This window comes from Rathayibacter sp. VKM Ac-2803 (genome assembly GCF_009807175.1).
GTDB lineage: Bacteria > Actinomycetota > Actinomycetes > Actinomycetales > Microbacteriaceae > Rathayibacter.
Genome location: NZ_WUCD01000001.1, coordinates 2,216,273 through 2,235,223 on the forward strand (window position 1 = coordinate 2,216,273; position 18,951 = coordinate 2,235,223).

Below are 18,951 nucleotides of genomic sequence, written 5' to 3' on the forward strand. Positions count from 1 at the left end.
CTCGACCGGGCTCCAGCCCAGGGGGCCGCCACGAGGCCCTCGGTAGACTGACCGCAAGCGGAAGGAGGCTCGTTCGCATGGATGAGCGCAACGACGAACAGCCCGACACCGGCCCCACGCCCCGCACCGCGCTCGACGCGGCTCGGGAGTCGGCGCAGTACGTGCCGCGGGCGAGCGACACGGCTCCGACGCGCATCCCGGACGGTATCCGCCTCGATCCGCCGCCGATGCGCCGCTCGAGTGCGCCCCCGCCCGTCGAGGACGAGTCGATCGACGTCGGCACGCTGGGCATCCCGACGACTCGCTCGGTCGACGTCGTCCCGGCTCCGGTCGATGCGCCGGCTCCGGCGGACGTGCCGGGAGCGATCCGGCCCGTCTCGGCCGGCTACCCGTCGCGCGACGACGTCTCGGTCCTCCCCGAGGACACGGGTGAGCGTCCGCGCGGCCGCGGCGAGAGTCGCGAGCCCGAGCCCTCCGAGGCGGAGACCGCCCGGGGCGAGACCCGCCGCGACCGCCTCCGCGCCGAGCACGGCGGTCCGGGTGCCGGCGCTCCCGAGTCGTCGTCGATGCTCACTCCCGACCGCCTGCTCGAGGTCAACCGCAAGACGCGCCCCGCGCCGACCGGAGGCTGGAACCGCTTCGTCTACGGGCTGACCTTCCACACGGTCAACCTCGGCGACTCCGCCAAGGTGCAGGCCTGGAAGGCGATGGACGAGCGGATCGGACGCCAGTTCGAGGGCGGCACGCGCTTCGTCCCGGTGATGACCCGCAAGGGCGGCGTCGGCAAGACCACCGTGACGACCCTCCTCGGCATGGCCCTCGCCGACGCGCGGGAGGACCGCATCATCGCGGTCGACGCCAACCCCGACCGCGGCACGCTCGCCGAGCGCGTCCCGAAGCAGACGCGCTCCACCGTCCGCGACGTCGTCAACCGCGCCTCCGGAGTCACCGGGTTCACCGACTTCTCGACGATGGTGTCGCGTGACGAGACGCGTCTCGACGTGCTCGCCTCCGACACCGACCCGCAGCTGTCCGAGGCCTTCGACGAGGACGACTACAACGTCGTCGCCGACCTCGTCGAGCGCTTCTACTCGATCATGCTCACCGACTGCGGCACGGGCATCGTGCACTCGGTCATGCGGCCGACCCTGCAGCGCGCCGACACCGTCGTGATCGTCTCCGGCGGCAGCATCGACGAGGCTCGCCTCGCCTCCGAGACGCTGACCTGGCTCGACGCCAACGGCTACGGCGACCTGGTCAAGAACGCGGTCGTCGCGCTCAACACGGCGACGGACAGCGCCAGCCTGGTGAAGCTCGAGGAGATCGAGTCGCACTTCCGGTCGCGGGTGCGCGACATCGTCCGCATCCCCTACGACCCGGTGCTCGCCGCCGGCTCCGTGGTGAAGTGGCAGCAGCTGCGCCCCGCGACGAAGGAGGCCGCTCGCCGGCTCGCCGCGCTGGTCGTCGAGGGCATGCCGGTTCGACGTGCCTGAGGCCGTCGTCGCAGAGCCGATCGACGCCGAGGTGATCGACGCTCCTGAGGCGTTCGACCTGATCGTCATCGGCGCAGGTTCGGGCAACTCCATCGTCGGGCCCGAGTTCGCCGGATCCCGCGTCGCCCTGCTCGACGACGGCGAGTGGTTCGGCGGGACGTGCCTCAACGCGGGCTGCATCCCGACGAAGATGTTCGTGCACGTCGCCGACGTGGTCACCGACGTCGACCAGGCCGCGCCGATCGGACTGCACTCCTCCGTCGCTCGCCCGAGCTGGCCAGAGGTGCGCGACCGCGTCTTCGGGCGGACCGACGCGATCAGCGAGGGCGGCCTCGACTACCGGGCGCACCGCTCCGAGAACGTCACCCTTTTCCGCGAGAGCTTCGGCTTCGAGTCCCTCGGCGACGGCGACCGCCCCCACGTCCTGGCGAGCGCGAGCGGCACGCGCATCAGCGCGCCGACCGTCGTCATCGCCGCGGGGTCCCGGCCGCGGCCGCTGCTGGCCGCGTACGAGCCCGACCCGCGGATCCACGACTCGTCGTCGATCATGCGCATCGACGAGCTGCCCCGGCGCATGGTGATCCTCGGAGGCGGCGCCGTCGCCGTCGAGTTCGCCCACGTCTTCTCGGCGTTCGGCACCGCGGTGACCGTCGCCGTCCGGAGCGACCGCCTCCTCCGCGCACTCGACGAGGGGATCTCGCAGCGCTTCACCGACCTCGCGCGCGAGCGCTGGGACGTCCGGACCGGGGTCTCGACCTCTGGCATCGACGCGACCGGCGACTCCCTCACCGTGACCTTCGACGACGACTCGAAGGTCGAGACCGACGTCGTGCTGGTCGCCCTCGGGCGCGAGCCCAACAGCGACACCATCGCGGCCGCCTCCGTCGGGATCGACCTGCACGACGACGGCCGCGTCGCGGTCGACACCGAGCAGAGGGTCCTCTCGGGCGGTCGCCCGGTGCCCGGTCTCTTCGCGCTCGGCGACATCTCGTCCGAATGGCAGTTGAAGCACGTCGCGAACCACGAGGCGCGGATCGTCGCGCACAACCTCCTGCACCCGGCCGAGCTGCTGTCGAACACGCTCTCGCCGGTGCCGTCAGCGATCTTCGCGCATCCGCAGCTGGCCTACTTCGGCATGACGGCGGCGGAGGCGTCGGACACGGGCGTCGAGTTCGTGACGGTCACGCAGGAGTACGGCTCGACCGCGTACGGCTGGGCTCTCGAGGACGACTCGAGCGTGTGCACCCTGGTCGTCGGACTCGACGGCGAGCTGCTCGGCGCCCACCTGATGGGTCCGCAGGCGAGTATCCTCATTCAGCCGCTCGTCCAGGCCGCCAGCGCCGGAGTCGGCATCCGCGGACTCGCCCGCAGCCAGTACTGGCCGCACCCCGCGGCGAGCGAAGTCATCGAGAACGCCCTCCTGTCGGCGGAGGAGGCCCTGAGGGAGCGCACCACATGACCGAACGCCAGATCCGACTCTTCGGGGACCCGGTGCTGAAGACCGTGTCCGACCCGATCGGCGAGATCGACGACGGCATCCGCGGTCTCGTCGAGGACCTCGTCGACAGCGTCCGGCCCGACGGCCGCGCCGGCGTCGCGGCTCCCCAGATCGGCGTGAACCTCCGTGCGTTCAGCTACAACGTGGACGGCGTCATCGGCTACATCCTCAACCCCGAGATCGTCGAGCTCAGCGGCGAGCCCCAGCCCGTCGACGAGGGCTGCCTCTCGGTCCCCAACCTCTGGTACCCCGCGGTCCGCTACCCCCACGCGAAGGTGCGCGGCACCGACCTCGACGGCAACGAGGTCGTCCTCGAGGGCGACGGGCTGATGGCCCAGGCCCTCCAGCACGAGTGCGACCACCTCGACGGCCGCCTCTACCTCGACCGCCTCTCGAAGGACGACCGCCGGAGCGCGATGAAGTCCGTACGAGAGCAACCGTGGTTCTGAACCACCTCTGAGCCGCTCCCCGCGCGGCTCAGCGCGGTCGGCTTCCGAGGATGGTTGCGTCCCAGAGAGCGTCCGGCGTTCGCCGACGGGAAAGCGCTGACACGCGCTTTCCCGGCTACGCGGTTCCTCCTTCTGAGCCGGAGGCCGGCTCAGCGCAGTCGGCTTCCGAGGATGGTTGCGTCCCAGAAAGCGTCCGGCGTTCGCCGACGGGAAAGCGCTGACACGCGCTTTCCCGGCTACGGCTCGAGGACGCCGGGAATCTGCAGGCTGACCGTCGCAGGAGCGGGGTTCGCAGCCTGCTGATCGAGTAGCCCGCGGAGCGGGCGTATCGAGATCCACCAGCTCCAGAAGGCGGGATCGATGGCGCCATCTGTTGACGGTGGTGGGTCTCGATACGCCCCTGCGGGGCTACTCGACCAGCAGGCGGGGGAGAGTCGCCTCCTCGTGCTGGTGCTGAGGCCGGCCTCGCTGATCGAGTAGCCCGCGGAGCGGGCGTATCGAGATCCACCAGCTTCAGAAGGCGGGATCGATGGCGCCATCTGTTGACGGTGGTGGGTCTCGATACGCCCCTGCGGGGCTACTCGACCAGCAGGCGGGGGAGAGTCGCCTCCTCGTGCTGGTGCTGAGGCCGGCCTCGCCGATCGAGTAGCCCGCGCAGCGGGCGTATCGAGATCCACTGGCTCCAGAACGCTCGGCCTCCGGCCTTCTCTGCAGGCGCGCCTGCAGATCGCCGACCTCTCCGAGCCGTATCCGGGAAAGCGCGTCCTAGCGCTTTCACGTCGGCGAACGCAGGACGCTCCTCCCCACCCGACCATTCGTGGAGCCGACTGCGGTGAGTCGGGCTCGGCCCGGCTCACGAAAGAGCACCGGCAGCCGACTGCGCTGAGCCGGGCAGGGACCGGCTCAGAGCGGCGCTGACCCCGGACAGAAGCAGCCGGACACGCAGCTCACCTCAGGCTGATGCCCTCAGTAGCCGGCGCCGCTGTATACACAGCCCCGATGGTGTCCGCGTAGTCCGCCAGGATCACGTTGCGCTTGATGCTCATCTTGGGGGTGAGGTGGCCGCTGGCCTCGGTGAACTCGGTGGGCAGGATCACGAACTTGCGGATCGACTCCGCGCGGGACACGGTGGCATTGGCGGCGTCGACGGCCCGCTGCACCTCGGCGAGGACCGCCGGATTCACCGCCGCGTCCTCGAGCGAGAGGCTCGCGCTCTGGCCGTTGTTCTTCAGCCAGGTCGGCAGCATCTCGGGGTCGAGCGTGACGAGTGCGGCGATGAACGGACGCTGGTCGCCGACGACCACGACCTGGCCGACGAGCGGGTTCGCACGGATCGGGTCCTCGAGCGCGGCCGGGGCGACGTTCTTGCCGCCCGCGGTGACGATGATCTCCTTCTTGCGGCCGGTGACGCGCAGGTAGCCCTCCTCGTCCAGCGTGCCCAGGTCGCCGGTGCGGAACCACTCGCCGTCGAACGCCTCGGCGGTCGCCGTCTCGTTGTTCCAGTAGCCGCCGAACACGTCGATCCCGCGCACCTGGATCTCGCCGTCGTCCGCGATCCGGACTGAGACTCCGGGCATCGCAGGGCCGACGGTGCCGATCTTGAAGCGCTCGGTGCGGTTGACGGTCGCGGGTGCGGTGGTCTCGGTCAGCCCGTAGCCCTCGAGGATCTTGATGCCGAGGCTGTGGAAGAAGTGCCCCAGCCTGTCGCCCAGCGGAGCTGATCCGGACACCGCGAAGCGCACGTTGCCGCCCATGGCGGTGCGCAGCTTCGAGTAGACGAGGCGGTCGAAGAGCAGGAACTGCAGCTTGAGCGCGAGCGGGACCGATCCCGCCTCCACGGCGATCGAGTGGGCGACGGCGACGTCGGCCGCCCTGCGGAAGATCTTGCCCTTGCCGCCGGCCTCGGCCTTCTGCTCGGCCGAGTTGTAGACCTTCTCGAAGACCCGGGGGACCGCGAGGAGGAACGTCGGCTTGAAGGATCCGAGCGAGGGGAGCAGCTGCTTCGTGTCGGCCTGGTGCCCGACCTTCACTCCGCCGTGCACGCAGAGGATCGCGATGAAGCGGGCGAAGACGTGGGCGGTCGTGATGAAGAGGAGCGTCGAGGCGCCGGGCTGGTGGATCAGCTCGGTCAGCGCGACGGCCGAGTTGCGGCTCAGCTCGACGAAGTTCGAGTGGCGGATGATGCAGCCCTTGGGGCGGCCGGTCGATCCGGACGTGTAGATGATCGTCGCGATGTCGGCGCCGGTCGCGAGCGAGCGGCGGCGCTCGATCTCGCTGTCCGGCACGTCGACGCCTCGCGCGGCGAGCTTCTCGAGGTCGCCGAGCCCGATCTGCCAGGCCGAGCGCACGTCGGGTAGATCGGCGCGGATCTCGTCGAAGCGGGCGAAATGGTCCGCCGTCTCGACGATGACCGCGTGCGCACCGGAGTCGGCGAGGTTCCACTGCACCTGGGCGGGGGAGGAGGTCTCGTACACCGGCACGAGGACGCCGCCCGCGAACCAGACGGCGAAGTCGATCAGCGTCCACTCGTAGCGCGTCTTGCAGATCAGGCCGACCTTCTCGCCGGGCTCGATGCCCGAGGCGACCAGTCCCTTGGCGAGCGCGACCACCTGGTCGAGGAACTCCTTCGCCGTGACGTCGCGCCAGCCGTCGCCGTCCGGCAGGGCGAAGAGGGGGCGGTCGGGAGTCTCGCGCACGCGGTCGAGCAGCAGTGCCGTCGTGTTCGCTTGCGGGTCTGCGGCCACCACGAGGGGCGAATCGAACTGTTCCACGGCAACTCCTTCGTAACCTGAACGAACGTCGGCTCCAGCCTACCGAAGGAGCCGAAGCTGTAGATCCACTCAGACTGTAGATCCACTCGGAAGGTCCGTCCGCTCGGGTCGGCGACCGACGTGGAGGCTCCTCCGACACGGACGCCCGACCCCTTCGCAGGCCCACCCGGTCACTACACTCGTTGTGGCCGCCGAACAGGGCGGATCGACGGCGCTCCGGCGCCGACGGCGAGGGAAGGGCGGTTCGCGTGCACGCGATCGGTATCGACATCGGCGGCACGAAGATCGCGGGAGCGCTCGTCGACGAGTTCGGCGGGATCCTCCGCGAGGACCGTCAGCCGACTCCCGCCGGTCACCCCGAGCTCATCGTCGACGTGGTCGTCGAGATGGTCGCCCGCCTCCGCGAGGGTCTGCCCGCGGGAGACGTCGCCGCGGTCGGAGTCGCCGCAGCAGGGTTCATCGACGCGTCGCAGTCGATCGTCTACTACGCCCCCAACATCAACTGGCGCAACGAGCCGTTCCGCGAGAAGCTCTCGGCCCGGATCGACCTGCCCATCATCATCGAGAACGACGCGAACGCCGCGGGCTGGGCCGAGTTCCGCTACGGCTCCGGTCGTCTCGTCAGCGACATGCTGATGCTGACCATCGGCACCGGAGTGGGCGGCGCCATCGTGATCAACGACCGGCTCCTTCGCGGGGGCTTCGGAGCCGCCGCCGAGATCGGCCACATGCGCGTCGTGCCGGGCGGCCTCCCGTGCGGCTGCGGGGCCAGGGGCTGCATCGAGCAGTACGGCTCGGGCCGGGCCTTGCAGCGCTTCGCGAACGAGCTCGCCGACGCCGGCGGAATCGGCCAGGGCATCGCCGACGCGCGCGCCCGCAACGGCGGATCGCTCGACGGGCGCATCATCTCGGAGCTGATCACCAGCGGCGACCTCGGTGCCCTTGCGGCCCTGCGCCAGCTCGGCCACTGGCTCGGCGAGGCCGCGGCCAGCCTGAGCGCCGTGCTCGACCCCCAGATGTTCGTGATCGGCGGCGGGGTCGCCCAGGCCGGGGATCTGCTGCTCGACCCGATCCGCCAGGCCTATCTCGACAACCTGCCGGCCCGGGGCTACCACCCCGAGCCGGAGTTCCGCATCGCGGAGCTGGTGAACGACGCGGGAGTCGTGGGGGCGGCCGACCTGGCCCGCCTGCACGCCAGCACCCTCTGAGCGCCGCTCGAGACGCTGCCACGCTCATCCACCGACCTGCACTGATTCGCCGAGGAGTCGACCGTTGTTCTACTGGTTCATGAAGCACATCGTCGCGGGTCCGCTGCTCAAGACGATCTTCCGCCCGTGGGTGGTCGGGGCCGACCGCGTCCCGGCGACGGGCGGCGTGATCCTCGCCAGCAACCACCTCTCGTTCATCGACTCCGTCTTCCTGCCGCTGGTCATCGAGCGGAACATGGTCTTCCTCGCCAAGAGCGACTACTTCACGGGCAAGGGTCTGAAGGGCTGGGCGACCAAGCTGTTCTTCACGGCGACCGGCATGCTGCCGATCGACCGGTCGGGCGGCAAGGCGTCGGAGGCGTCGCTCAACACCGGCCTGCGGGTCCTCGCCAGCGGCGAGGCCCTCGGCATCTATCCCGAGGGCACCCGCAGCCCCGACGGGCGCATGTACCGCGGCCGCACCGGAGTGGCGCGCATGGTCCTCGAGGCGCGCGTGCCCGTCATCCCCGTCGCGATGATCGACACCGCGCGGATCATGCCCATCGGCAGCCGCCTCCCCAGGCTCGGCCGCATCGGCATCGTCTTCGGCGAGCCGCTCGACTTCAGCCGCTTCGAGGGCATGGAGGGCGACCGGTTCATCCTCCGCTCGATCACCGACGAGATCATGTACGAGCTGCTGGCCCTGAGCGGCCAGGAGTACCTCGACGTCTACGCCACCTCGGTCAAGGAGAAGCGCGCGGCGCTCACCCGCTGAGTGCGCGCCGAGCGCTCCGCCCCCGGCCCGGGGGAGGGCCTCCCGAGGCGATAGGCTCGTCAACCGCTGCCGTCCGTCCGGACGGTGGCCCGCTCGCGCGCACGGCGCGCACGTCAGAACCAGGACACCCTCGTGGTCATCGATCCGAACGAACCGTACGTCCAAGCCGCCCCCTCCGTGGTCGCCGGCCTGGACTACTGGCGCGAGCTCGAGATCAAGCAGCAGCCGCAGTGGCCCGACGCCGACGCGGTGAGCGCCGCGTCCGCCGAGGTCGCCGGCCTGCCTCCGCTGGTCTTCGCCGGCGAGGTCGACCAGCTGCGCGAGCGCCTCGGCAACGCGGCCCGCGGCGAGGCTTTCCTCCTGCAGGGCGGCGACTGCGCCGAGACCTTCGCAGGCGCCACCGCCGACCAGATCCGCAACCGCGTCAAGACGGTGCTGCAGATGGCGGTCGTCCTGACCTACGGCGCGAGCATGCCCGTCATCAAGATGGGGCGGATGGCCGGCCAGTTCGCCAAGCCCCGCTCGAGCGACCTCGAGACCCGCGGCGACGTGACGCTGCCCGCCTACCGCGGCGACATCGTGAACGGCTACGAGTTCACTCCGGAGTCGCGCGCGGCCGACCCGCGCCGCATCGTGCAGGCGTACCACACGGCCGCCTCGACGCTGAACCTCATCCGCGCCTTCACGCAGGGCGGCTTCGCCGACCTGCGGCTCGTGCACTACTGGAACAAGGGCTTCACCGAGAACCCGCAGAACCAGCGCTACGAGCAGCTCGCGCGCGAGATCGACCGCGCGGTGAAGTTCATGGTCGCGTGCGGAGCCGACTTCGAGGGCATGAAGCGCACCGAGTTCTACACGGGCCACGAGGGCCTGCTCATGGACTACGAGCGCCCGATGACGCGGATCGACTCGCGCACCGGCACGCCGTACAACACCTCGAGCCACTTCATCTGGATCGGCGAGCGCACCCGCGACCTCGACGGCGCGCACGTCGACTTCCTGTCGCGCGTCCGCAACCCGATCGGCGTGAAGCTCGGCCCCTCGACGACGCCCGAGACGATGCTCGAGCTCATCGAGAAGCTCGACCCGAACCGCGAGCCCGGCCGCCTGACCTTCATCACCCGGATGGGCGCGGGGAAGATCCGCGACGCCCTCCCGCCCCTGCTCGAGGCCGTCAAGCGGAGCGACGCCCTGCCGCTCTGGGTCACCGATCCGATGCACGGCAACGGCCTGACGACCCCCACCGGCTACAAGACCCGTCGCTTCGACGACGTCGTCGACGAGGTCAAGGGCTTCTTCGAGGCGCACCGCGCCGTCGGCACGCACCCCGGAGGCATTCACGTCGAGCTCACCGGCGACGACGTCACCGAGTGCCTGGGCGGCTCCGAGCAGATCGACGAGGCCGACCTCGCCACCCGCTACGAGTCGGTCTGCGACCCCCGCCTCAACCACATGCAGTCGCTGGAGCTCGCCTTCCTCGTCGCCGAGGAGCTCCGGCAGCGCTGAGCGGCGCAGCCGCAGCTCCGAGGAGATGAGGGTGCCGTCTGGTGGAGGGAGAGCGAGCGCTCCCTCCACCGCGGTCGGCATCCAGGGATGGTCGCGATCCGCAGAGCGTCGTGGGAACGGCTAGGACGAATCGCTGGCACGCGATTCGCCCGTTCGGCAGCGCTCTCTCGCGGAGGCGGCGCGAGCGCCCCCTCCGCTGCGGTCGGAATCCAGGGATGGTCGCGATCCGCAGAGCGTCGTGGGAACGGCTAGGACGAATCGCTGGCACGCGATTCGCCCGTTCGCCTTGGATGTGGCCGGCCGGTCCGGCGGCGGGGCGTCCGGCGCGTGCCGCGTCCGACGCTGGGCGTCAGGCCCTGCCGCCCAGCGTGCATCCCTGTCGCGGGCGAGAAGCCGGCCGCCCGCCGCTGTCGTCGCCATGCTGGTCGAGCCCGCAGCCCCGCAGGGGCGTATCGAGACCCACCAGCGTCAACAGATCAGGCTTCTGCCCCGGCCTTCTGACGGACGTGGATCTCGATACGCCCGCTCCGCGCGCTGCGGGCTCGATCAGCGAGGACGGTGCCACCCGCACGAGTACCGGAAGACGGGACCTCGCGCAGGAGTCCAGCGAGGACGTGGCCACACGCACGAATCCCGCGAGGATGGGTCGTTCCGAGTGCCGTCCGAGAGCCTCGTCGCGCCGTCGGTCGAGGTGGACCATCCGAGCAAGCGGATCGGAAGGTGAAGGCGAACGGGTGAATCGCGATTCAGCGATTCGCCTTCGCCGTTCGCAGGACGCTCTGCGTGGCGCGACCACCTCGAGGAGCCGACCGCGGTGCAGGGAGCGCGAAGTGCTCCCCGCACAGAACGGCTCAAGTCGTGATGGTGATCGACAGCTGGATGGTGGTGCCGCGCTGGACGGGGTCGCCTGCCTTGTTGGACTGGTTGGTGACCTTCGTGAGCTCGTCGGGGGCTGCATCGATCAGGGGTCCGAGCGTCGACAGCGAGTAGCTCCAGGTGAGGTCGACCGCGTCGAGGGCCGCCTTCGCCTGGTCGCGGGTCATGCCGACGACGTTCGGGACGGCGACGGGCTCCGGTCCCTTCGAGACCACGACGCTGATCGTCTGGCCGGTCGTCGCGGGCGCCTCGGGGTTGGCCTGGGTGAGGACGATGCCGGCGGGGACGGTGTCGCTCCAGTCCTCGCCGCTGCTGTCGAGGGCGAGCCCGGCCTGCTCCGCCGCGTCGGTCGCGGCCTCGAGCGAGAGGCCGACCACGTTCGGGATCGGTCCGAGGCTGACGACCATGTCGATGCCGCTGGTCTCGGGCAGGACGGCGGGCAGCTCGCCCCCGCCGGGGAGCGACGCCGAGATCACACGGCCCCTCTCGACGTCGGCGTCGAACACGCTCGTGGTGGCGCCGGCGACGAGGGACGCTCCGGTGAGGGCGGCGGTCGCCTCCTCCTGGGTCAGGCCCGTGAGCGCCGGCACCTCCATCTGGCGCGGTCCGCTCGAGACGACGAGGGTCACCACCGAGTCCTTGTGGATGCTCTGGTCCTGCGGGGGATCCGAGCTCATCACCGTCCCGATCGGCACGGTGAGGTCCGGCGCCTGCTGCTGCTCGACCTGCAGGTCGCTGGCCTCGAGGAGCGCCGTGGCGTCCTCCTGGCTCAGCCCGACGACGGTCGGGATGGTCCTGATCGCGCCCGGTCCCTCGCCGAACCAGTAGGCGGTGCCTCCGCCGAGAAGTGCCAGCAGGAGGATGACGATCGTGAGGAGGACACCGCGTCGCCGACGCACCCGTCGCTTGGCGGCGAGCCGGGCGACGGCTTCGTCGTCCGCGTCCTCCTCCGCGGGCGGTCCCTCGAGGACCGTCGTCTGCCCGGGGGTGGCCGGATCGAAGAGGGCGGCAGTCGCCGGGGCCGTGGCGGGCGGCGGCAGCGGAGTGACGGCCTGGGTGTCGCCGCGCCGATCGGTCGGAGTGATGCCCATCAACCGCTCGGCCTCGAGCAGCTGGGAGAGCATCACGCCCGCGTCGCGAGGGCGCATGTCGGGGTCGCGCTCCGTCGCCCAGAGCACGAGCTCGTCGAGGGAGGTGGGCACCGACGGCACCTTGGCGCTGGGGTAGGGCACCGAGTCGTTCGCGTGCTGGTAGGCGATCTGCATCGGCTGCTCGCCCGTGAAGGGCTGCTCGCCGGTGAGCATCTCGTAGATCATGATGCCGATGGCGTAGATGTCGCTGCGGGTGTCGGCGGTGCCGCGGGTGACCAGCTCGGGGGAGAGGTAGGCGATCGTGCCGAGCAGCGCCTGGCCGGAGGCGGTGTTCGCGGTGGCCGCGCGGGCGAGGCCGAAGTCGCCGATCTTGATGCGGCCGTCGTCGGCGAGCAGGACGTTCTCGGGCTTGAGGTCGCGGTGCAGGATCCCGGCGCGGTGCGCCGCGGCGAGCCCGGACAGCACGGAGTGCATGATGTCGACGACCTGCTGGGCGGTCAGCCGTCCGCGCTCCTTGAGCAGGTCGCGCAGCGTGATGCCGGGCAGGTACTCCATGACCAGGTAGGCCATGTCGGAGTCCTGGCCCTGGTCGAAGACGCTGACGACGTTCGGGTGCGCCAGTCGCGCGGCCGATCGCGCCTCCTGGACGAACCGGTTCTTGAAGACCTGGTCGTCCGAGAGGTGGCCGTGCATGACCTTGATCGCGACGCGGCGATCGAGGCGCAGGTCGTTCGCGAGGTAGACCGTCGCCATGCCGCCGCGGGCGATCCTCGAGCGCACCTCGTACCGACCGTCGACGAGACGGCCGAGGAGGGGGTCGAGCTGGCTGGTGGTCACGCGACGAGTCTAGGCAAGAGCGTCAGCCGAACCCGTGAGCAACGCGCGACCGCCCGCCGCAGCGGCTCCGCCCGCTTGGAGCGGTCGGGGGAGCATGGCAGTCTTGACGGGTGACCGACTCGTCAGCCCCCGCCTCCTCCTCGCCCGTCTCCGACACCGAGTGGCTGACGATCCCCGATCTCGTCGAGCTGACCGGGCTGAACGTGAGCCGGGTCCGCCGGCTGCTCGAGGAGCGCCACCTGATCGGGACGCGTCGCGACGGCGTCCTCAAGGTGCCGTCGCTGTTCCTCCGCGACGACGAGCCGATGAGCGAGATCCGCGGCACGGCCATCCTCCTCGCCGACTCGGGCTTCTCCGACGACGAGGCCGTGCAGTGGCTGCTCTCGACGGAGGAGAGCCTCGGCACGAGTCCCGTCCTCGCACTCCGTGCGGGACGCAAGGCCGAGGTCCGTCGCGTCGCCCAGGCGCTCGCCTGATCACCGCCCCCTGACGCGACCGAACCTCCGATCAGGCCGCGCGCACGCTGACGCGCTCGGCGAGCTCGCGCAGCTCGGACACGCCCTCCTCGCGCAGCGGAGCGTCGGGCAGCACGCCGAGCGCGGTGTCGACCTCGCGGAGGATCCGCTCCTCGAGCCGGTCGAGCGCTCCGCTCGTCGAGACGATCTCCTGGGCGCGGGCGATGTCGGCGGGCGAGGCGTCGCCGCGGCCGACGACGGCGTCGAGCTCGTCCCTCCCGGCCGGGGAGGACGTCGCTCGCGCGAGCCCCAGCAGCATGGTGCGCTTGCCCTCGCGCAGGTCGTCGCCGGCCGGCTTGCCGGTCACCGCCGGGTCGCCGAAGACGCCCAGCACGTCGTCGCGGAGCTGGAAGGCGATGCCGAGCGGCAGGCCGAAGCGGCGCAGGGCGTCGAGCTGCGCGTCGTCGCCTCCGCCGAGGGAGCCGCCGATCGCCAGCGGAGCCTCGATGCTGTACTTCGCGCTCTTGTAGACGACGACCCGCTCCGCGCGGGCGAGGTGCTCGTGCTCGGGATGCCCGACCCAGGCGTTCTCCTCGAGGATGTCGAGGTACTGGCCGAGCGTCACCTCCGTGCGCATCAGGTTGAACTCGGCACGGGCCCGCTCGGCGCTCCGGCGGTCCTCGAGGGACCACTCCGCGTCGGCGAAGATCTCGTCGGACCAGACCAGCAGCAGGTCTCCGAGCAGGATCGCGGAGGAGCGTCCGAACTCGTCCCCCGAGCCGGTCCAGCCGCCGGCGCCGTGCAGAGCCGCGAACCGGCGGTGCGCCGAGGGGGCTCCGCGGCGGGTGTCGGAGTTGTCGATCACGTCGTCGTGGACGAGGGCGGCGGCATGGAAGAGCTCGAGGCTCGCGCCCACCCGCGCGACGGGGTCGGAGCCGCTCGGGTGCTCCTCGCTCGGGACGGCCGAGACGGCGGTCCAGCCCGCCTCGCAGAAGCGCGCCCTGAAGCGCTTCCCCCCGCTGAGAAAGTCCCGCGAAAGGTCGCCGAGGGCCCGGACGTCCTCTCCGAGAGAGCGCAGAATTGGCGTGCGCCCGGCGAGGAAGTCTTCGATTCGGAACTGGACGCGATCGACCAGACGAGTGCTGTGGTTCACCCGACCAGCCTATGCACGACCGGACGTCGCACGGGTGGCGCCTAGCGCCCGCGCACCGCTCGGTCTAGAGTGAAGCGCTACCCGCGTGGTCGTCTCCACAGCGCCGTCACCCGCGGCACCGTCCCGCCCGCGCCGACACCACCACCCGCCGACGCCACACCCTGAAGGGGTCCCGATGCCGCTTTCGGAACACGAGCAACGGCTCCTCGACGAGATGGAGCGCAACCTCTATCAGAACGACGCCGACTTCGTGGCAGCGGTCAGCAAGGGGCGCGGCGGCACCAACTACCGGGCGCTCGTGCTCGGCATCCTCCTCGCGATCGTCGGCCTGGGCGTCCTCGTCACCGGAGTCGCCGTCCGGCAGCCCCTCGTCGGCGTCGGCGGCTTCGCCCTGATGCTCGCGGGCGTCGTCGTCGCCATGCGCCCCGCCGCGGGCGGCTCGGACGAGCCCGGCCTGCCGACCGTCGGACGCCCCGCGAAGCCCCGCTCCTCGGGCAACCGCCAGGGCTCCGGGTTCATGGACCGTCTGAACGAGCGATGGGACAACCGCGGCGACGGTCGCAGCTAGCCCCACTCCGCACCACCCACAGGGTCGATCCTCACGGATCGGCCCTTTTTTCATGCCCGGACGCGGCCGTCCCCACTCCGCACCACCAGCAGGGTCGATCCTCGCCGAGAAACCCCCTTTTCCATGCTCGGATCCTCCCCGGGAGGCACTCCGCCCTCCACTGCGCTCCACCGCTGCCGTTCCGCGGAATCCCGCGGATGACGGGGCGGTCTTCGGCGCGCCGCACCCCGCGCCGGGGTTGTGAGTGGGGGGAAGTGGAGTACTGTGGGGACCACACCATCCTTGGCCGGAAGAAGTGGGGGGCAGCCAGTGTTCCTCGGCACCTATTCCCCCAAGCTCGACGAGAAGGGCCGCGTGATCCTCCCCGCCAAGTTCCGCGACGAGCTCTCCTCCGGAGTCGTCGTCACGCGCGGCCAGGAGCGGTGCCTCTACGTGTTCAGCCAGAGCGAGTTCGAGGTGATGCACGAGAAGATCCGGCAGGCGCCCGTCACGAGCAAGCAGGCCCGTGACTTCCTGCGCGTCTTCCTCTCCGGCGCCAGCGCCGAGACTCCCGACAAGCAGAACCGCGTGACCCTCCCGGCACCGCTGCGGGCCTACGCGGGGCTCGACCGCGACCTCACCGTCATCGGTGCGGGCAATCGCGCCGAGATCTGGGCCCAGGACGCCTGGGAGACCTACCTGCAGGAGCAGGAGTCCGTGTTCTCCGACACCCAGGAGGAGGTGATCCCCGGCCTGTTCTAGCTCCTGCCGCGCGACTCCCAGCCACTCGGCGCCCGGACGCACCTTCCCCGGTGTCCGGTCGTGAGCTGGATGGGGATCGGGCGGCAGGAACAGGACGACGGGACCACCATGACCGAAGACTCCGACCGCAAGACCGTGCGCCCCACCGAGGAGCGCCACATCCCGGTGCTCCTCGAGCGCTGCATCGAGCTCCTCGCTCCGGCGATCGAGCGCGACGGCGCCGTCCTCGTCGACGCGACCCTCGGCATGGGCGGCCACTCGCTCGCCCTGCTCGAGCGCTTCCCGGGGCTCCACCTCGTCGGCCTCGACCGCGACCCCGAGGCCCTCGAGCTCGCGGGGGAGCGGCTGGCGGCGCACGCCTCCCGCATCGACCTCGTGCACGCCGTCTACGACGAGCTCCCCGACGTGCTCGACGAGCTCGGCATCGACGAGATCGACGGGGCTCTCTTCGACCTCGGCGTCTCCTCCCTCCAGCTGGACGAGTCCGAGCGCGGCTTCTCCTACTCCAGGGATGCGCCGCTCGACATGCGGATGGACGCGACCGCCCCGCTCACGGCGGCGAGCATCCTCGCCGACTACGACGAGCTCTCCCTCCGCCGGATCTTCCACGAGTACGGCGAGGAGCGCCTCGCCGCGCGCTACGCGAAGCGGATCGTGGAGGCGCGGGCCGCCGCCCCGATCGAGCGCTCCGGCCGACTCGTCGAGATCATCCAGGCCGCGACCCCGGTCGCGATCCAGCGCAACGGCCACCCGGCGAAGCGGGTCTTCCAGGCGCTGCGCATCGAGGTCAACCAGGAGCTGTCGGTGCTCGAGCGCGCCATCCCCGCGGCGCTCGATCGCGTGGCCGTCGGCGGACGCATCGTGGTCGAGGCCTACCAGTCGCTCGAGGACCGGATCGTCAAGCGCGCCCTGCAGGCCGCCTCCTCCTCGACGGCGCCGGAGGGGCTCCCGATGGAGCTGCCGGAGCACCGACCCGAGTTCCGACTCGTCCTCCGCGGCGCAGAGCTCGCCTCCGACGACGAGTTGGCCAGAAACCCCCGAGCAGCACCCGTGCGCCTGCGCGCGGCCGAGAGGATCAGGAGGACCGCATGAGCGCCACCGCAGTCATCGAACCCGTCATCGCCACCGAGCACACCGTCGCACGGCCGGCCCGGCCCGGTGCTCCCTCCGAGCGCCCGCGCATCGAGGCGGTCCCGACCGTCGCGCGGAGCCCGCGCCCGAAGCTCGTCTACGGGATCGTCGCCGTCGCGGGCCTCTTCGCGATCATCGTCGTCCAGCTCCTCGTGAGCGTCGGCCTCTCGCAGGGCGCCTACCAGATCTCGGCGCTGCAGACCGAGCAGAAGACGCTCACCCGCAGCAACGCCGAGAAGCAGGACGCGGTCGACACCCTCAGCTCGCCGCAGAACCTCGCGACGGCGGCGCAGGGCCTCGGGATGGTCGCGAACACGGCTCCCGTCTACCTCCGGCTGTCCGACGGCGCTGTGCTCGGCGACCCGACCTCGGCGGCGGCGAGCGAGGTCGGCACCGCGGCCGCGTCTACGCTCGTGCCGAACGCGCTGATCCAGCCCGCGCCCGCGTCGGCCGACGCGAGCGCGTCCTCCGCCGCCTCGGCGACCTCGGCCGTACCGTTGCAGGGCGAGCTCCCCGCTCCGATCACCCACTGACCACCGCCCGCTCGATCCGCCGCGACCAGATCCGGCCACGACGAAGGACGGCGCAGCCGCCCGGAGGAAGAAGGACAGCTCCGCAGTGAGACACCACCGGTCAAGCAGGCGGCGCACGGCCGTCACCTTCGTCATCATCATCGCGATCGTCGGGCTCTTCATCGGCAAGCTGGTCGACATCCAGATCGTCCGGGCGAACGAGCTGACCGACGAGGCGGCGCAGAACCAGTCGAACAGCGTCGTCACCTACGGCACCCGCGGCACGATCGTGGACCGCTCCGGGACCGTGCTCGCCGACACGACGACCCGCTACCGGCTGACCACCTCGCCGAAGAACGTCGCCGAGTTCCTCCGCGAGATGCCCGACGGCCAGGAGGTCGTCGTCAGCGTGGAGCAGGCGGCGTCCGAGATCGGCGCGATCACCGGCCAGTCGGTCGAGCAGATCACGGCGGCCGTGAGCGGTGCGCTGGCCGAGGACCCGAAGGCGAACTACCTGATCCTGTCGGAGGGCCTCGACCTCGAGGCGTACCAGAAGCTCATCGCGCTCGACATCCCGTGGACCTACTTCGAGACCCAGCAGGGTCGCACCTATCCCAACGGCGCGGTCGGCGGCAACCTGATCGGCTACGTCGGAGCCGACGGCGCCGCCCAGGAGGGCATGGAGTACGCCGAGAACACCTGCCTGGCGGGCGCGAACGGCTCCGAGAGCTACGAGCGCAGCGCCGACTACGTCCGGATCCCCGGCAGCACCGTCTCCGAGACGCCGGCCGTCGACGGCGGCGAGCTGAAGCTCACCATCGACGCGGACCTGCAGTACTACGCCCAGCAGGTGCTGTCGGCCCGCGTGGCCGAGGTCGGCGGCAGCTACGGGATCGTCGTCGTGCAGGAGGTCAAGACCGGCAAGCTGCTCACCGTCGCCGAGACGCCGACGGTCGACCCGAACAACGTGTCCGCGAGCGCTGCCGAGGATCGCGGCTCGCGGGCGTTCCAGAGCCCGTTCGAGCCCGGATCCACGTTCAAGCCCATGACCGCGGCTATGCTGATCGACCAGGGCCTCGCCTCGCCGACCAGCCATGCGGTGATCCCCGACACCTTCGAGAAGGACGGCGCGTCGTTCAGCGACGACTTCGCGCACACTCCGACGAACTACACCCTGACGGGGATCCTCAAGGACTCCTCGAACGTCGGCATCGCGACGCTCGGCTCGCAGCTCTCGGCCGAGAAGCGCTACGACTACATGACGAGGTTCGGGCTCGGCAGCCCGACCGCCGTCGGCTTCCCCGGCGAGACCGGAGGCCAGCTCGCCGACTACCAGGACTGGGACAACCAGACGAACTACACGACGATGTTCGGCCAGGGCGTCTCGGCGACCGCCGTCCAGGTGGCGGGGATCTACCAGACGCTCGGCAACGGCGGGGTCCGCCTGCCGGCACAGCTCGTCGAGGGCTGCACGACGGCCGACGGCTCGGTCGTCGACGTGCCCGACACCACGGGGACCCAGGTCGTCTCTGCGTCGGCCGCGAAGGACGTCGTCGACATGCTGCAGACCCACTACAACGAGGGCTGGCTCGCCGACTACATCCACGTCGACGGCTACAACATCGCGACGAAGACCGGAACGGCCCAGCAGCCCGACGGCAACGGCGGCTACTCCTCGAGCTACACGGTGTCGCTCGCCGGCCTCGCGCCCGCCGAGGACCCGGAGTACGTCGTGACGGTCACGATCGCCGATCCGGTTAAGATGAACACGTCCCAGGCGACGGCCCCCGTGTTCCAGCAGGTCATGACCCAGGTGCTGAAGACGAACAGGGTGGAGCCGTCCACGGTGCCGCCGGTGGAGTACCCCACCACGTGGTGATCGCGCCGGGACGCCACGCACCAGAAGCA

15 protein-coding genes are annotated in these 18,951 nt (G+C 70.8%); 12 read left to right on the forward strand and 3 right to left on the reverse strand.

Features of this window, described 5'->3' with window-relative positions; translation table 11 throughout:
* The first annotated feature begins 77 nt into the window (after nucleotides 1-77).
* The 3 genes from GRS96_RS10315 to def are packed head-to-tail and all read left to right on the forward strand — an operon-like array spanning nucleotide 78 to nucleotide 3,440.
* Nucleotides 78-1,493, forward strand: coding sequence for a MinD/ParA family ATP-binding protein (locus tag GRS96_RS10315; RefSeq protein ID WP_236553611.1), 1,416 nt, complete (start codon nucleotides 78-80; stop codon nucleotides 1,491-1,493).
* The gene (locus GRS96_RS10320) at nucleotides 1,486-2,952 is read left to right on the forward strand and encodes a mycothione reductase (RefSeq protein WP_236553612.1); all 1,467 of its coding nucleotides are present in this window, start codon (nucleotides 1,486-1,488) and stop codon (nucleotides 2,950-2,952) included. Before GRS96_RS10315 ends, GRS96_RS10320 begins: the two co-directional genes overlap by 8 nt.
* On the forward strand, nucleotides 2,949-3,440 hold the full coding sequence (def, locus tag GRS96_RS10325; protein WP_159857133.1) for a peptide deformylase: 492 nt from the start codon (nucleotides 2,949-2,951) through the stop codon (nucleotides 3,438-3,440). The genes GRS96_RS10320 and def overlap by 4 nt, the downstream gene beginning before the upstream one ends.
* Before the next feature lie 947 nt (nucleotides 3,441-4,387).
* Here the strand turns inward: def and GRS96_RS10330 are convergent.
* Nucleotides 4,388-6,211 (reverse strand): AMP-dependent synthetase/ligase, encoded by a 1,824-nt coding sequence (locus GRS96_RS10330; protein ID WP_159857135.1) that lies wholly within the window; start codon nucleotides 6,209-6,211, stop codon nucleotides 4,388-4,390.
* A gap of 248 nt (nucleotides 6,212-6,459) precedes the next feature.
* On the opposite strand from GRS96_RS10330, the gene GRS96_RS10335 reads away from it, so the two are divergent.
* The 3 genes from GRS96_RS10335 (at nucleotide 6,460) to GRS96_RS10345 (ending at nucleotide 9,679) form a co-directional block, all read left to right on the forward strand.
* On the forward strand, nucleotides 6,460-7,419 hold the full coding sequence (locus GRS96_RS10335) for an ROK family glucokinase (protein WP_159857144.1): 960 nt from the start codon (nucleotides 6,460-6,462) through the stop codon (nucleotides 7,417-7,419).
* Between the two features lie 64 nt (nucleotides 7,420-7,483).
* A complete protein-coding gene (locus tag GRS96_RS10340) occupies nucleotides 7,484-8,173 on the forward strand; it encodes a lysophospholipid acyltransferase family protein (RefSeq protein ID WP_159857146.1) in 690 nt (229 codons plus the stop codon).
* A gap of 177 nt (nucleotides 8,174-8,350) precedes the next feature.
* A complete protein-coding gene (locus GRS96_RS10345; RefSeq protein ID WP_159857297.1) occupies nucleotides 8,351-9,679 on the forward strand; it encodes a class II 3-deoxy-7-phosphoheptulonate synthase in 1,329 nt (442 codons plus the stop codon).
* Between the two features lie 851 nt (nucleotides 9,680-10,530).
* Here the strand turns inward: GRS96_RS10345 and pknB are convergent.
* Nucleotides 10,531-12,483: a Stk1 family PASTA domain-containing Ser/Thr kinase gene (gene pknB / locus GRS96_RS10350; protein ID WP_159988432.1), complete on the reverse strand. Its 1,953-nt coding sequence runs from the start codon at nucleotides 12,481-12,483 to the stop codon at nucleotides 10,531-10,533.
* A gap of 110 nt (nucleotides 12,484-12,593) precedes the next feature.
* Here pknB and GRS96_RS10355 point away from each other — a divergent pair, with 110 nt between their 5' ends.
* Entirely contained in the window at nucleotides 12,594-12,959 is a 366-nt protein-coding gene (locus tag GRS96_RS10355) for an Rv2175c family DNA-binding protein (protein WP_236553613.1), read from the forward strand.
* A 31-nt stretch (nucleotides 12,960-12,990) separates the two neighbouring features.
* Here GRS96_RS10355 and GRS96_RS10360 read toward each other — a convergent pair whose 3' ends face one another.
* The gene (locus GRS96_RS10360; protein ID WP_159857150.1) at nucleotides 12,991-14,091 is read right to left on the reverse strand and encodes a polyprenyl synthetase family protein; all 1,101 of its coding nucleotides are present in this window, start codon (nucleotides 14,089-14,091) and stop codon (nucleotides 12,991-12,993) included.
* A gap of 175 nt (nucleotides 14,092-14,266) precedes the next feature.
* On the opposite strand from GRS96_RS10360, the gene GRS96_RS10365 reads away from it, so the two are divergent.
* From GRS96_RS10365 to GRS96_RS10385, 5 genes are all read left to right on the forward strand, one after another.
* The gene (locus GRS96_RS10365; RefSeq protein ID WP_159857151.1) at nucleotides 14,267-14,659 is read left to right on the forward strand and encodes a DUF3040 domain-containing protein; all 393 of its coding nucleotides are present in this window, start codon (nucleotides 14,267-14,269) and stop codon (nucleotides 14,657-14,659) included.
* A gap of 309 nt (nucleotides 14,660-14,968) precedes the next feature.
* Nucleotides 14,969-15,400: a division/cell wall cluster transcriptional repressor MraZ gene (gene mraZ, locus GRS96_RS10370; protein ID WP_159857153.1), complete on the forward strand. Its 432-nt coding sequence runs from the start codon at nucleotides 14,969-14,971 to the stop codon at nucleotides 15,398-15,400.
* A gap of 108 nt (nucleotides 15,401-15,508) precedes the next feature.
* Nucleotides 15,509-16,492, forward strand: coding sequence for a 16S rRNA (cytosine(1402)-N(4))-methyltransferase RsmH (gene rsmH / locus GRS96_RS10375; RefSeq protein ID WP_235022024.1), 984 nt, complete (start codon nucleotides 15,509-15,511; stop codon nucleotides 16,490-16,492).
* Complete coding sequence (locus tag GRS96_RS10380) at nucleotides 16,489-17,064, forward strand: hypothetical protein (protein WP_159857155.1); 576 nt, start codon at nucleotides 16,489-16,491, stop codon at nucleotides 17,062-17,064. The genes rsmH and GRS96_RS10380 overlap by 4 nt, the downstream gene beginning before the upstream one ends.
* An 85-nt stretch (nucleotides 17,065-17,149) precedes the next feature.
* Nucleotides 17,150-18,922 carry a peptidoglycan D,D-transpeptidase FtsI family protein gene (locus GRS96_RS10385; protein WP_235022025.1) on the forward strand — a complete coding sequence of 591 codons (1,773 nt, stop codon included), beginning with the start codon at nucleotides 17,150-17,152 and terminating at the stop codon, nucleotides 18,920-18,922.
* Nucleotides 18,923-18,951: the final 29 nt, after the last annotated feature.

Coding starts and splice junctions, on each gene's coding strand:
- def (WP_159857133.1), top strand. CDS start 2,949: ATGACCGAACGCCAGATCCGACTCTTCGGGGACCCGGTGCTGAAGACC.
- GRS96_RS10380 (WP_159857155.1), top strand. CDS start 16,489: ATGAGCGCCACCGCAGTCATCGAACCCGTCATCGCCACCGAGCACACC.
- rsmH (WP_235022024.1), top strand. CDS start 15,509: ATGACCGAAGACTCCGACCGCAAGACCGTGCGCCCCACCGAGGAGCGC.
- GRS96_RS10315 (WP_236553611.1), top strand. CDS start 78: ATGGATGAGCGCAACGACGAACAGCCCGACACCGGCCCCACGCCCCGC.
- GRS96_RS10365 (WP_159857151.1), top strand. CDS start 14,267: ATGCCGCTTTCGGAACACGAGCAACGGCTCCTCGACGAGATGGAGCGC.